Annotated in this window: 10 protein-coding genes, 1 pseudogene and 1 other annotated feature; of the genes and pseudogenes, 3 read left to right on the plus strand and 8 right to left on the minus strand. The window is 49.0% G+C overall.

Annotated elements, in window-relative coordinates:
• Nucleotides 1-237: 237 nt before the first annotated feature.
• Nucleotides 238-1,164 carry a L,D-transpeptidase family protein gene (locus IO95_RS13880; RefSeq protein WP_023490005.1) on the plus strand — a complete coding sequence of 309 codons (927 nt, stop codon included), beginning with the start codon at nucleotides 238-240 and terminating at the stop codon, nucleotides 1,162-1,164.
• Between the two features lie 223 nt (nucleotides 1,165-1,387).
• Here IO95_RS13880 and IO95_RS13885 read toward each other — a convergent pair whose 3' ends face one another.
• Together IO95_RS13885 and IO95_RS13890 are read right to left on the minus strand one after the other, a co-directional pair.
• The gene (locus tag IO95_RS13885; RefSeq protein WP_023490004.1) at nucleotides 1,388-1,624 is read right to left on the minus strand and encodes a major outer membrane lipoprotein; all 237 of its coding nucleotides are present in this window, start codon (nucleotides 1,622-1,624) and stop codon (nucleotides 1,388-1,390) included.
• 287 nt (nucleotides 1,625-1,911) lie between these two features.
• A complete protein-coding gene (locus IO95_RS13890; protein WP_023490003.1) occupies nucleotides 1,912-2,664 on the minus strand; it encodes a YciC family protein in 753 nt (250 codons plus the stop codon).
• A 345-nt stretch (nucleotides 2,665-3,009) separates the two neighbouring features.
• Here IO95_RS13890 and ompW point away from each other — a divergent pair, with 345 nt between their 5' ends.
• On the plus strand, nucleotides 3,010-3,651 hold the full coding sequence (ompW, locus tag IO95_RS13895) for an outer membrane protein OmpW (protein WP_023490002.1): 642 nt from the start codon (nucleotides 3,010-3,012) through the stop codon (nucleotides 3,649-3,651).
• A gap of 63 nt (nucleotides 3,652-3,714) precedes the next feature.
• Here ompW and trpA read toward each other — a convergent pair whose 3' ends face one another.
• The 6 genes and pseudogenes from trpA to adhE all read right to left on the minus strand — a co-directional run bounded on the left by trpA (nucleotide 3,715) and on the right by adhE (nucleotide 13,307).
• Nucleotides 3,715-4,521, minus strand: a complete 807-nt coding sequence (trpA, locus tag IO95_RS13900) for a tryptophan synthase subunit alpha (RefSeq protein WP_023490001.1) — start codon at nucleotides 4,519-4,521, stop codon at nucleotides 3,715-3,717.
• Complete coding sequence (trpB, locus tag IO95_RS13905) at nucleotides 4,521-5,714, minus strand: tryptophan synthase subunit beta (protein WP_200874173.1); 1,194 nt, start codon at nucleotides 5,712-5,714, stop codon at nucleotides 4,521-4,523. The genes trpA and trpB overlap by 1 nt, the downstream gene beginning before the upstream one ends.
• A 26-nt stretch (nucleotides 5,715-5,740) precedes the next feature.
• Entirely contained in the window at nucleotides 5,741-7,102 is a 1,362-nt protein-coding gene (gene trpCF, locus IO95_RS13910) for a bifunctional indole-3-glycerol-phosphate synthase TrpC/phosphoribosylanthranilate isomerase TrpF (protein WP_023489999.1), read from the minus strand.
• 3 nt (nucleotides 7,103-7,105) lie between these two features.
• A pseudogene (gene trpD, locus IO95_RS25825) lies at nucleotides 7,106-8,701 on the minus strand (bifunctional anthranilate synthase glutamate amidotransferase component TrpG/anthranilate phosphoribosyltransferase TrpD).
• On the minus strand, nucleotides 8,701-10,263 hold the full coding sequence (locus IO95_RS13925; protein WP_037385684.1) for an anthranilate synthase component 1: 1,563 nt from the start codon (nucleotides 10,261-10,263) through the stop codon (nucleotides 8,701-8,703). Before IO95_RS13925 ends, trpD begins: the two are co-directional and overlap by 1 nt.
• A 21-nt stretch (nucleotides 10,264-10,284) precedes the next feature.
• Nucleotides 10,285-10,389: a sequence feature (Trp leader region), on the minus strand.
• A gap of 245 nt (nucleotides 10,390-10,634) precedes the next feature.
• Complete coding sequence (gene adhE / locus IO95_RS13930) at nucleotides 10,635-13,307, minus strand: bifunctional acetaldehyde-CoA/alcohol dehydrogenase (RefSeq protein ID WP_023489995.1); 2,673 nt, start codon at nucleotides 13,305-13,307, stop codon at nucleotides 10,635-10,637.
• Nucleotides 13,308-13,919: 612 nt separating this feature from the next.
• Between adhE and IO95_RS13935 the strand changes: the two genes are divergently transcribed.
• Nucleotides 13,920-14,564 carry a YchE family NAAT transporter gene (locus IO95_RS13935; RefSeq protein WP_023489994.1) on the plus strand — a complete coding sequence of 215 codons (645 nt, stop codon included), beginning with the start codon at nucleotides 13,920-13,922 and terminating at the stop codon, nucleotides 14,562-14,564.
• Nucleotides 14,565-14,613 lie beyond the last annotated feature (49 nt).

The following is a 14,613-nucleotide window of genomic DNA, read 5'->3' on the forward strand; positions in this document are numbered from 1 at the left end:
AATTTACAATTCGGTTCACTGTTTTCCTTGCCAAGCTAAAACAGTGATCTTTCATTAAGTTAGTTGTTGACGATTCATTGACAATACTGATGATGGTTAGTGTATAACATATTGATTTCTAGGTGACTTGTTGCCTTTGAACTTATTCTTGCTACTATTGCAATGGTATTAGTCAAATTTATTCACTGGCAAACTGCCGATAACCAGCAATAAACCGTGATAATAGTAGGGATGATAATGAAACGTGTGTTGACTTTAATTGGTGTGCTGTTGGCTACGGTAGTGACCGGTGCCCAAGCCACTAATGTAAACGAATATCCATTACCACCGCCAGGCAGCCGTCTGATTGGTGAAAATAAGGTCTATAACGTCACTAAGGATGGCCGTTCCTTGGAAGCCATTGCTGCTGAGTTCAAAGTGGGCCTATTGGGAATGTTAGAAGCTAATCCGGGGACTGACCCTTACCTGCCAAAGCCGGGTTCGGCGTTGACTATCCCACTGCAGATGCTGTTGCCAGATACGCCGCGGGAAGGGATTGTGGTGAATCTTGCGGAACTGCGTCTTTACTATTACCCGCCAGGTGAAAACAAAGTGATTGTCTATCCGATCGGTATTGGTCAGACGGGTATGCATACACCGCTGAAGGTGACGTCAATCAGTCAGATGATTCGTAACCCTACCTGGACACCGACACCAAATATTCGTAAGCGCTATCTTGCAGACGGTATCACGTTACCTGCTGTGGTACCGGCAGGGCCTGAAAATCCGATGGGGTTGTTTGCTATGCGTCTGTCCATGGCAGGGGGCAATTATCTGATTCACGGTACCAATGCTAATTTCGGTATTGGCATGCGTGTTAGCTCGGGTTGTATTCGTTTGCGTCCAGATGACATTGAAGCGCTGTTCAATATGGTGTCAGCAGGAACACGAGTACAGATTATCAATGAGCCAGTAAAAGCCTCGGTTGAGCCGGATGGTAAACGTTATGTAGAAGTTCATCAGCCTTTGTCGAAAGTAGAGAGTGATGATCCACAGACTATGCCAATCCTGCTTTCTAGTAGTAAGAAAGCATTTGCTGCTGATGGGCAGACAGATAGAGCAAAATTCGACAGCGCGATGGAACGGCGTTCTGGCATACCGGTGCTGGTCAGTGTAGGGCAATAGCATTTAAACAGCTTGTAGCGCCTTATAGGAGCTAATTGCAGGCTTGAACCATCAATCAGTTGAGTGGGTTAAAAACGCTTGGCTAATGGGTTAACAAGAAGGGGGCTGGCATCTGTCGGCCCTTTTTTGTGGCTGGTAGTGAGTGGACTAAAATGCGATATAGTGGAGCTGAGAAGCAAAAAAAAACGGCGCACTAAGCGCCGTTTTGATAACATAGGCAATCTTACTTTCTGTAAGAATGAGCCATGTTGTCCAGACGCTGGTTAGCGCGCGCTGCTTCGTCTTTAGCAGTTTGAACGTCAGCACGAACTGCGTTCACGTCGTTGCTCAGTTGGTCAACTTTAGAGTTCAGAGTCTGAACGTCAGAAGACAGTTGATCCAATTTAGCAGTGCTTGAGCAACCAGCCAGCATAGTAGAAGCTAAGATTACCGCGCCCAGTACCAGTTTAGTACGATTCATTATAACACCCTCTAGATTAAGTTAATCTCCATGTAGCGTCATAAGTATTACATAAACTTTTTTCGAAAGAGAATAATTTTTTATATTTGGGCTCTTATTTTTGATCGTTCGCTCAAACTTGCACCTTTTTTTACAAAAGAGTTAAAAAAGCAAAGAAAAACAGGTGGATTTTACGGCGTAATCTTTGGTTTTGCCTGGTTAAATAATGAGCAGGTGGATGTATTCTTAAGAACTCAGGTTCAAAAGCAGGCACGGGGCTGATAAAAATCGTGCCTGCTTGGTAATGATCAGTTACGTAGTAACATATACAGACGGGATAGATAAATCAGTAATAGAGCAGAAACCAGATTGCTCAATGCAGTCAACACTACGCTGGCAACCTGAGGCGTTAACACAGATGACTGACTGATCATAAACAGCACCAGTAACTTAGCGGCTAACCACAGCATCATTGCCGGGACGATCACTCGGGCATTGGCAAAAGCCAGCTTGCAACTCTGCCTGAGAGAAGCAAAGATGCCAGGGCGGTCAGCAAAATAAATCACCGGAGCTAATGAGAACGAGATAGCCAAGATCACGCCCGGTACAATAAATAGCGTAAGACCTAATTGGATCAGAAGGGTACAGATAAACAACATCAGCAGTAAGCCGGGTAATTGTGGTACGGAGTTACCCATTGCTCGTAATGCGCTGGTGGTATGGCCCGCAGATACCATGCCTATTAACGTGAGAACCCCGCCCACCAGTAAAACATTCCCTACCAAGGCAGAGACGGTTGCGGTAGCAGAGAGTTTCAATAACAGCATTTGCTGTTCTGGTGTCATACTTTGAATGATTTCCTGGATCCCCATTCCTGCTGTGGAAGCTAAATCATTTTCCGTGACACTCAACAGTTTTAACTGCTCAACATCTGGTCTGAAAGCATGATTAAGCAACACAGAAATAAATGCCGTCAGCAGGGCTATCAGCAAGATACCGACCACCTGGTTACGGAAAAAGTTAAAACTGTCACGGTATAACATGCTGGCCGTGATAGGCATGCGGACTCCTTGGCGTCGATAGCAAAATAAATCAGTGTGTAATTGTACCCTGTTCTGTGCTGCTGTTGCACCCCGTGAAATACTCAGCGCTGATTTCTTCTACGATTATTGTATCAGCCACGAAAATGGCAGCGGTTTGAGCAACTGGAATTTCATATCGATCCGTTCACTGGCAGGTTGTGATTTTTGATTTACATCAAAATAGGTTTTTATTTCGATTCTGTTAATTGTTGTTTTTGGTGGAAATTTACAACTCTAGGCACAAGATGTGATCTCGATTGGATCATAACTCGCTGTAAATAGGTATATTTAACCCGGATATAAACCACAAAAATGGAATGGATAATGAAAAAGACAACTCTGGTGATATTGGCTACCATGCTGACGCCGATGTTAGCAAGCGCGCATCAAGCTGGTGATTTCTTGGTCCGTGCAGGTACGGCAACCGTACGTCCGAATGCCGGCTCCGATAATGTTCTGGGGCAGGGCTCTTTCGATGTTAATAACAATACACAATTAGGGCTGACCCTTGGTTATATGGTCACCGATAACATTGGTGTTGAGCTGTTGGCTGCCACCCCTTTCCGCCATTCAGTTTCGCTCAATGGTTCCGCTGTTAATGGAACCATAGCGACAGTCGAGCATTTACCGCCGACCCTGATGGCGCAGTACTATTTTGGTGATAAGCAGGACAAACTGCGTCCTTACTTGGGTATCGGTGTCAACTACACCATGTTCTTTGATGAGAAGTTTAACGACTATGGTAACAGTGCTGGTGTGAGTAATCTGGACCTGAAAAACTCCTGGGGTGTAGCGGGGCAAGCTGGCCTGGATTACAACCTGGATGAGCACTGGATGCTGAATATGTCAGTCTGGTGGATGGATATCAAAACCGATGTACGCTTTGATGTTGCCGGGCAAAGTCAGAGTATTGACACTCGTCTCGATCCCTTTGTGTTTATGTTTGGCGCAGGTTATCGCTTCTAAATCAGTCCATTCAGGAGGCGCTTTTGGCGCCTCCTTCTTGTGACCCGGTCATAATAGAAGCGGTTATACGCGCGTTGCCGTTTTCATTCTGCGAACAAAGTCCCCTAATTTAGCTAACATATCATCAGGTTGAGCCAGGTTCTGTTCGATGATTTTGACAATAGCGGAGCCAGAGATTGCCCCCGCGGCCCCCGCTTGTAAGGTCTCCTTAACTTGAGAAGGCTCAGAGATGCCAAACCCTTGTAATGGTGGCGGTGCGTTATATTCACGTAGCTTATTTACCAAATGGTGCAGTGGTAACTGCGCGCGACTTTCGGCTCCTGTCACCCCGGCGCGTGAAAGCAGATAGGTATAACCACGGCCATGGGAAGCAATGTTGCGCAGCAAATCATCATCAGCATTGGGTGGGCAAATATAGATGGGAGCGATGCCATGGCGGGTTGCAGCAGCACGAAAGGGTGCCGATTCTTCGAATGGCACATCAGCCACCAATACCGAGTCAACCCCCACCTCAGCACAACGCTGGTAAAACGCATCAATACCACGATGGAAGACCAGGTTGGCATACATCAGTAGGCCAATGGGGATCTGGGGATGTTTCTGGCGTATTGCCGCCAGTATTTCGAAACATTGTGTAGGTGTCACCCCAGCAGCAAAAGCACGTAGTGTGGCATTTTGAATGGTTGGGCCGTCAGCGAGAGGATCTGAGAAGGGGATCCCCAACTCCAGGGCATCGGCACCGTTTTCTATCAAGGTATCAATGATTTTTAGTGATAACGCCGGGTTTGGATCCCCCAGGGTAACAAATGGGACGAACGCGCCTTCTTTATTATGTTCTAAGCGCTTGAACAGTTGCTGATATCGTTCCATCAGATTTCTCCCCGTGCTTGCAAAATATCGTGAACGGTAAATATGTCTTTGTCGCCGCGGCCAGATAGGTTAACCACCAGAATTTGCTCTTTCTCCGGGGCTTCACGCACCATTTTCAGCGCATGTGCCAGAGCATGAGAGGACTCCAGTGCCGGGATAATCCCTTCGTGGCGAGAAAGCGCTTTAAAGGCATCCAGAGCCTCTTCATCAGTAATAGAAACGTATTCTGCACGGCCAATACTGTTCAGATAGGCATGCTGTGGGCCGACAGAAGGAAAATCCAGCCCGGCAGAAATTGAATAGGATTCTTCGATCTGCCCTTCAGAGGTTTGCATCATCGGCGATTTCATCCCGAAGTAGATACCGATGCGGCCATGCTTCAGCGGTGCGCCATGTTGACCGGTTTCGATACCCAGACCGGCGGGTTCAACGCCAATCAGGCCAACACTGCTTTCATCAATGAAATCCGCAAACATGCCGATGGCGTTGGAGCCACCACCGACACAAGCCAGGACGGCGTCAGGTAGGCGACCTTCACGCTCCAACACTTGGCGTTTGGTTTCTTCACCAATCATGCGTTGGAATTCACGGACGATGGTCGGGAAGGGGTGAGGACCGGCAGCAGTACCCAACATATAGTGAGCCTTTTCATAGGAGCCAGACCAGTCACGCAGGGCTTCATTACAGGCGTCTTTTAAGGTCGCAGAACCACTGTGTACGGCGATCACTTCCGCACCCATCAAACGCATACGGAACACGTTTGGCGATTGGCGTTCAATGTCTTTGGCACCCATATAGATGCGGCATTTGAGGCCGAGCAGGGCACAGGCAAGTGCAGAGGCGACACCATGTTGACCTGCGCCGGTTTCTGCGATGATCTCAGTTTTACCCATACGCTTGGCCAACAGCGCTTGGCCCAGTACCTGGTTGGTTTTGTGCGCGCCACCATGTAGCAGATCTTCACGCTTCAGGTAGAGCTTGGTCTTAGTACCTGCAGTCAGATTTTTACACAGTGTTAGCGCAGTTGGCCGCCCTGCGTAGTTGCGTAGTAAGTCGATAAATTCTGCTTGAAACTCTGGGTCACGCTGCGCGCTGACAAAGGCTTCTTCAAGTTGTTTTAACGCCGGCATCAGAATTTGTGGTACGTATTGCCCACCAAATTCGCCAAAGTAAGGGTTAAGTAAGGTCATTATTTTTCCCGTTATTATCTATGAAAAGATCAATAGTTGCGCAAAGCCTGGAAAACTGCCGCCAGGCGTGAAGCATCTTTGATGCCGGGTTGCTGCTCAACGCCCGAATTGAAATCCAGGCCAACACTACCCAGTAATGCGGCATCCTCACAGTTATCGGCGTTTAAACCACCGGCCAGCATCACGTTATCGAGCGATTGCCCAGGTAGCAGTGACCAATCAAAACGCATTCCAGTACCGCCTGCACCATTATCCAGCAGGTAACGGTCAACATATTGTAGATTGCGGTCTGGCAAATATGCCTTGACGCTCAGTGCTTTCCAGATCTGGCAGCTTGCGGGGAGTTGGGCTCGCAATGCGTTGATATAATTTTGATCTTCCATACCGTGTAATTGCACGGCATGCAGACCAAGCTGTTCGGCAGTTTGTGCCACCTTCGTTATCTGCTCATCGCAGAATACACCGACATATTTCAATGGTGCACCAGTGAGCACTTCTCTTGCACGGCCGACATCCAGATAACGCGGTGAGCGGCTGACGAAGATCAACCCACCATAGTTGGCACCGGCCTGGTAAGCAGCCGCGGCATCTTGGGGCCGGGTCAAACCGCAGACTTTATTATCACCTAAGGTAACGCGGCACACGGCACGGCGTAAGTTACTTTCTGACATTAGTGCACTGCCAATCAAAAAACCATCGGCATACTGGCTGAGTTCACGGATCTGCCGGTAACTGTTAATGCCGGATTCACTAATCACAGTCACCCCTGCTGGTACCTGTGGAGCCAGCAAACGGGTACGGTTCAAATCAATGGAGAGATCGCGCAGGTCACGGTTGTTGATGCCAATCACCCTGGCTTCAAGCTGTATGGCACGTTGCAGTTCGTCCTCGCTGATGACTTCAGTCAACACCCCCATATTCAGGCTATGAGCTACGGCGGCCAACTGACAATATTGTTCATCATTTAACACCGACAACATCAGGAGAATGGCATCAGCTTGGTAATAACGGGCCAGAAAGATCTGATAAGGGTCGATGATAAAGTCTTTGCACAGCACCGGTTGAGTGACGGCTTGGCTCACCAGGGGTAAAAAATCAAAGCTGCCCTGGAAATACTTTTCATCAGTCAGCACCGAGATCGCTGAGGCAAACTCCCGGTAGACCGAAGCGATAGCCACCGGGTCAAAATCCTCACGAATTAATCCCTTGGAAGGGGAGGCTTTTTTGCATTCAAGAATAAAGGCGGTTTTAGGCCCTTGCAATGCCTGATAAAAATTGCGGGTAGTGGGCACCACCTCATGTTGAAAGCTGGACAGTGGTTGCTGTTGGCTACGTGCCGCGACCCATTGCACTTTGTCACGCACAATCTTGTTAAGTACGGTTTCCTGCATTATTTATCCTCTCGCTGCCAAGGCAGTGACAAGCTGGTAAGCTTGCCCACTGTGGAGCATATCTAATGCCTGCTGCGCATTATGCCGCAGGTCTTCCTGTCCGAATAATTTCAGTAACAGTGCTACGTTAGCCGCTACGGCTGCCGCATGAGCGCGCTCACCCTTACCTTGTAATAACCGGCTCAGAATATCACGGTTATCCTCAGGTGTTCCGCCCAGCAGTGCTGACAATGGGTGACTCTCTAAACCAAAAGAACTCGGCGACAATTGATAACTTTCAATTTCGCCATCACGCAGCTCAGCGACATGGGTAGTGGTATGGATTGCCACTTCATCCATGCCACCGCCATGAACCACAGCAGCACGTCGGTAACCGAGCACACGCAGCGTCTGGGCAATGGGTAGCACCAGGTCTGGGCTGTAGACACCAATTAACGCCAAAGGGGGGCGTGCTGGATTGATCAGTGGACCCAGTACGTTAAACACGGTGCGGGTTTTCAATTGCTGACGAACGGGCATCGCATGGCGAAAACCGATGTGGTATTGCGGTGCAAACAGGAAGCATACGCCAAGTTCATCCAGCGCCAAGCGTGACTGTTCTGCAGGTAAATTCAGATTGATGCCAAAGGCCGCCAGTAAATCAGAAGAACCGGAACGGCTGGAAACACTGCGGTTACCATGTTTGGCGATTTTAGCTCCGCAGGCGGCAGCGACAAAGGCACTGGCCGTAGAGATATTAATACTGTTGGTGCCATCGCCTCCGGTACCAACAATGTCAGCAAAGTCATAATCTGGTCGTGGAAAGGGGAGCGCATTGGCTAACAATGCTTGCGCGGCACCGGCAATCTCCTCCGGGCGTTCACCGCGCACTTTCATGCTGATCAGCGCAGCGGCCAATTGGCAATGTTCCAGCTCACCACGCACAATGGCGTTGAACAGTTGCTGGCTTTCCAACTGATCCATCGTCTCTGAGCGATACAGTTTTTCAAGAATAGGTTGCATAGTCATTTACCTTAATTATTTCGCCAGTACCCAGGCCAGCGTCTGCTCAAGCAAACGGGCGCCCTGGATAGTCAGAATCGATTCGGGGTGAAATTGAAAACCACATACGCGGTGTTGATCATGGCGAACGGCCATCACCATGTCACCGAAATGGGCATTGACGGTGAGTTCGGCAGGGAGACGGCTGCCCACCAGTGAATGGTAGCGAGCTACCGGCAGTGGGTTGGGCATGCCGGTAAACATGCCTGCACCATCGTGTGTGATTGCCGATGCTTTGCCGTGCAGAATCTCACCGGCTTGACCCACATGGCCACCATAAGCCTCCACGATCGCCTGGTGCCCAAGGCAGATACCAATAATCGGCATTTTCCCGACCAAGCGCTGCAATAACTCTGGCATACAGCCTGCAGCGGCAGGCGTCCCCGGGCCAGGGGAAAGCAGCAACACCGGGTTTTTCATCTGTTGCAGGCGGTCAATGATGATATCGGCGGCAATCTGGTTGCGATAGATCACCACGTGGTGACCGCTAGCGCGCAATTGATCAACCAGGTTGTAAGTAAAGGAGTCGACATTATCGAGCAATAGGATATCAGCCATCAGAACACCTCCTTGGCGTGATGTGCGCTGGCAATAGCACGTAACACGGCACGCGCCTTATTTCGTGTTTCGTCTGCTTCTGCCTGAGGTACTGAATCCAACACCACGCCAGCGCCGGCTTGCACGGTGGCAATACCGTCTTCAACATAGGCCGAACGGATGACGATGCAGGTATCGAGATCGCCGTGAGAGGTAAAATAGCCGACGGCACCACCGTAACTACCACGACGGGTGCCTTCTGAGGCGGCAATCAATTGCATGGCTCTCACTTTTGGCGCACCACTCAGGGTGCCCATATTCATACAGGCCTGATAGGCATGGAGTACATCAAGGTCGCCACGCAGTTTGCCGACAACACGAGAAACCAGATGCATGACAAAGGAGTAGCGGTCAACTTGGGTCAGGTCAGCAACATAACGGCTGCCTGGTTCACAAATACGAGCCAGATCGTTACGAGCCAGATCCACCAACATCAGGTGCTCTGCCAACTCTTTGTGATCGGTGCGCATTTCCAGTTCAATACGACTATCGAGATCCCGATCCAGCGAGCCATCAGCACGGCGTCCACGCGGGCGCGTTCCGGCAATCGGGTAAATTTCGATCTGACGGCTGATGGCGTCGTATTTCAAAGCACTTTCCGGTGAGGCACCAAACAGGGTGAATTGGTTATCCTGCATAAAGAACATATAGGGACTCGGGTTATTTTCCTTCAGAGTCTGGTAGGCAACCAGCGGATTGGGGCAAGGTAACGAGAACCGGCGCGAAGGAACCACCTGAAATATTTCACCATGGCGAATCGCCTGCTGTAGTTTGCTGACGACGGCAGCATACTCTTCATCACTTTGGTTACAGTGTAACTGCATATCTGCCAGTTTTTGCTGGGGAATAGCGAGAGGCGTCTGTTGCAGTTGCCCCTGAAGTTGTTCAAGGCGCTGCTGTAAACGTAATGTCTCTACGGGGTCGCCGGTGAAGGCACTGGCTTGCAAACGGGCAACAGCATGTTGATGATCGAGCACCAGCAATGTTTCAGCCAAATAAAAGCAGAAATCGGGGCAGTGTTGCTCTTGACGAACCTCTGGCAGCTCTTCAAACCCGGCGACGAGGTCATAGGCGAACAACCCACCGAGCAGCATGGCTTCACGCTCATCAGCAGGAGTTTCAACCAATGTCAGTATCGCTCGCAGTGCATCAAACACTGACAGTGAACGCAGGCGAGCATCTTCATCTTGCAAGCTATCAATGGCTGGGAAGGTCAACTCACGCCCATTAGGCACCACCTTGATCTGCACCACGCGAGGGAGCGCTTGGTCCAATAGTGGCAGCAATGCAGCGCCATTGGCTGTCAAGGCTTGCAGATTGACATGACGACCCAAGGCAGTAATGCGTAATGCGCTGTCAACAATCAGCAGACTCTTCAGGTTTTGCTTGCTATCGATCTCAGCCGATTCCAATAACAACGTAGCCGGACGAGCCCCACACAACTGATGAAAAATGGCGGTAGGGTCACTCCGGTAACCCGCCTGGGCGGTAAATAGTTGAAGCTGAGGTTTATTGTTCATCATGGGTCCAGTTAAATCTTGTCCATAAAAAAGCCCGCTACTTTCGGCGGGCCTCGGGAATTTGCAGTGTCAGATGACAGGCATGCGTTACCACTCAACCCTTGATTGAGATTGACGCCACCAACGAAGAAGAGAAGTTTGCTTAATCATTTTATTTGCTCTCTATATCTCATCTAGACAGGGTTATCACTCCGAACTCGTGTACTAGTTAACTAGTTCGCGCATGTAAAGTCAAGTGTATTTCCATCCAATTCTTAGTCATTGAATGGTGCAAATGGGTAGCGAACTCAATAAGGTGACAAAAATGGGGGATATAGAAAAAGAAAACGGCCCGTAGAGGGCCGTTGGTGATTCAGAACTATTTCGCTAGCCGATTATTTCTTTGACTTTTTTTCCGCTTTGGCGGCAACAGGGGCAGCAACCACAGTATCTTCTAGTGCTTCGCTGAATGCGTGGCCATAGTAGGTATCCATCAAGATTTGCTTGAGTTCAGCAATCAACGGATAGCGTGGGTTAGCACCGGTACATTGGTCATCAAACGCATCTTCAGAGAGTTTGTCGACTTTTGCCAGGAAATCAACTTCTGGTACACCGGCGTCACGGATTGAAGCAGGGATGCCCAGTTCAGTTTTAATCTCATCCAACCACTTCAGCAGTTTTTCAATTTTCTGAGCGGTACGGTCACCGGCAGCACTTAACCCCAGATGATCAGCGATTTCAGCATAACGACGACGCGCTTGTGGCCGGTCATACTGGCTGAATGCAGTCTGCTTGGTTGGGTTGTCGTTTGCGTTATAACGGATAACGTTAGCGATCAACATGGCGTTAGCCAGACCGTGTGGGATATGGAACTCTGAACCCAGTTTGTGCGCCATTGAGTGACACACACCCAAGAAGGCGTTGGCAAATGCAATACCCGCGATGGTGGCAGCGTTATGCACACGTTCACGGGCAACCGGGTTCTTGGCACCGTCTCTATAGCTGGCTGGCAGATACTCTTTCAGTAATTTCAGTGCTTGCAGTGCCTGACCGTCTGAGTATTCGTTTGCCAGTACCGAAACGTAAGCTTCCAGTGCGTGAGTTACCGCATCCAGGCCACCATAGGCACACAGGGATTTAGGCATGTTCATCACCAGATTGGCATCGACAATGGCCATATCAGGGGTCAGCGCATAGTCAGCCAATGGGTATTTCTGACCGGTAGCATCATCGGTCACCACTGCAAATGGGGTGACTTCTGAACCGGTACCGGAGGTGGTGGTGACCGCGATCATCTTCGCTTTCACACCCATTTTCGGGAATTTGTAGATACGCTTACGGATGTCCATAAAGCGCAGTGCTAAATCTTCAAAATGGGTTTCCGGATGTTCATACAGCACCCACATGATTTTGGCTGCATCCATTGGTGAACCACCACCCAGCGCGATGATGACATCGGGCTTGAAGGAGTTCATCTGCTCAGCACCTTTGCGCACGATGCTCAGTGTTGGGTCAGCTTCCACCTCAAAGAACACTTCTGTTTCAATGCCATGAGATTTCAGCACTTTGGTGATCTGATCTGCATAACCATTATTGAACAGGTAGCGGTCGGTGACGATAAAGGCGCGTTTTGCCCCATCGCTAGCCACTTCTTCCAGCGCGATAGGCAATGAACCCCGGCGGAAGTAAATTGATTTAGGAAGTTTGTGCCACAACATGTTTTCTGCTCGTTTCGCTACAGTTTTCTTGTTGATCAAGTGTTTTGGACCGACGTTTTCAGAGATGGAGTTACCCCCCCATGAACCACAGCCCAGCGTTAGTGATGGCGCGAGTTTAAAGTTGTACAGGTCACCGATACCCCCTTGAGATGCTGGGGTATTCACCAGAATACGTGCGGTCTTCATTTTGTCGCCGAAGAACTCAACACGCTCGGTTTGGTTGTCTTGGTCGGTATACAGGCAAGAGGTGTGGCCGATCCCGCCCATCGCGACCAGTTTTTCGGCTTTGCTGACGGCATCGGCAAAGTCTTTGGCACGGTACATAGCCAGAGTGGGTGACAGTTTTTCATGAGCAAATGGCTCAGTTTCGTCAACCACTTTGACTTCACCAATCAGGATCTTGGTATTGGCAGGGACTTGGATACCCGCCATTTCAGCGATCTTAGGTGCAGACTGACCCACGATAGCCGCATTCAGGCCACCATTTTTCAGGATAATATCTTGTACCGCTTTCAGCTCTTTACCCTGCAGCATATAGCCGCCGTGGGAAGCAAAACGCTCACGAACAGCATCATAGGCTGAATCAACGACGATTACTGACTGTTCAGAAGCACAGATAACACCGTTATCAAAGGTTTTTGACATCAGGATAGACGCCACAGCGCGTTTGATATCGGCCGTTTCATCGATGACTACCGGGGTATTACCGGCACCAACACCGATAGCAGGTTTACCTGAGCTATAAGCGGCTTTAACCATGCCTGGGCCACCGGTGGCCAGGATAAGGTTGATGTCAGGGTGGTGCATTAATTGGTTGGACAAGTCAACGGTAGGTTGGTCAATCCAGCCAATAATATCCTTGGGGGCACCAGCAGCAATGGCGGCTTGTAGCACGATATCTGCCGCTTTGTTGGTGGCGTTCTTGGCACGTGGATGTGGCGAGAAGATGATACCGTTACGGGTTTTCAGGCTGATCAGCGCTTTAAAGATGGCCGTTGATGTCGGGTTGGTGGTGGGGACAATACCGCACAGTAGACCAATAGGCTCGGCGATGGTGATGGTACCGAAAGTATCATCTTCTGAAAGGATGCCGCAGGTCTTTTCATCTTTATAAGCGTTATAGATATATTCTGAAGCAAAATGGTTTTTGATCACCTTGTCTTCAATAATACCCATACCGGATTCTTCAACGGCCATTTTAGCCAGAGGAATACGGGCATCAGCAGCGGCGAGGGCCGCAGCGCGGAAAATATTGTCAACTTGCTCTTGTGAGTAGTTGGCATATTCACGCTGGGCTTTTTTGACACGCGCGACTAGCTCGTTTAGTTCAGCAACATTCGTTACAGCCATAATGCTCTCCTGATAAATGTTAAACTCTTTCAGTAAATAAGCCGTTTGAGTGTCAAGTCCCGATTCTGCATCGACCTGCCATCTTCAACGTTGCGGAAAGTGTGGGTTGAAAAACACCTTACCACCACGCATCCTGCTGATTTACTTAAAGAGCTTTACCAAGTGCAAGATTTGGTAGCAGGCTACTTTAAGAAGAGAGAGACAACATAGGGTGGTTTATCAGCCCGGTTACTCCCTTATTATTATGGTTAAGAGCTTAACGATTCTTGAGTGGTAATTTTGTGACATGCATCATAAAAATAGGATGCTGACACCTTTCAGCTATTGTTTATTGAGAACTATTTTCAATAACAAGTAGATTGTTGAATTATTTATGACAAGACATAAAGAATAGCATATGTTTTTAACAAGGCATTATCATATGCAACATTCTAGCTCACCGACATTTCGCTAATTAAGCGCTTGTCACTGGCATTGATTTCTAATGGCAGAGGAAAAGTCGCTCGATATAGTGAAAAATGCTACGTGAGTGGATGGATTACCTAACTCAATTCTATTACATTAGCGCTCATTAGAGCGTCTCTCTTTATAGCTAGCAATGCGGAGTTTTTTGTGGGCCAATCTCTGTTCGATTTATCCGTCTACATCAAGTTTTTTGTTGGTCTGTTTGCGCTGGTAAACCCAGTCGGTATCTTGCCGGTATTTATCAGTATGACCAGCTATCAGGCGGAGGCGGGGCGCAATAAGACTAACCTGACAGCTAACCTGTCGGTGGCGATCATCTTGTGGACTTCGCTGTTTTTAGGTGAGGCCATCTTACGTGCTTTCGGCATCTCTATTGATTCATTCCGTATTGCTGGTGGGATCCTGGTGGTGACCATTGCCATGTCGATGATCAGCGGTAAGCTAGGGGAAGACAAACAGAATAAACAGGAAAAATCAGAGAGTTCCGTCCGCGAAAATGTCGGTGTGGTGCCTTTAGCATTACCTTTGATGGCCGGGCCAGGGGCAATCAGTTCCACAATCGTCTGGAGTTCTCGTTATCACAGTTGGCAGAATCTGTTAGGTTTTTCGCTGGCGGTTGCCTTGTTTGCTTTTTGCTGTTGGCTGTTGTTTCGCGCAGCCCCGCTGTTGGTACGTTTGTTGGGGCAAACCGGGATTAACGTGGTGACACGTATCATGGGGTTATTATTGATGGCTCTGGGTATTGAATTTATCGTGACCGGCATGAGAACTCTGTTCCCTGGGTTACTATAAATCTTAGAAAGTAGATTTATTTTTATTCAGATTGCGCGGATTTCGCCGT

Source organism: Serratia sp. DD3, assembly GCF_000496755.2.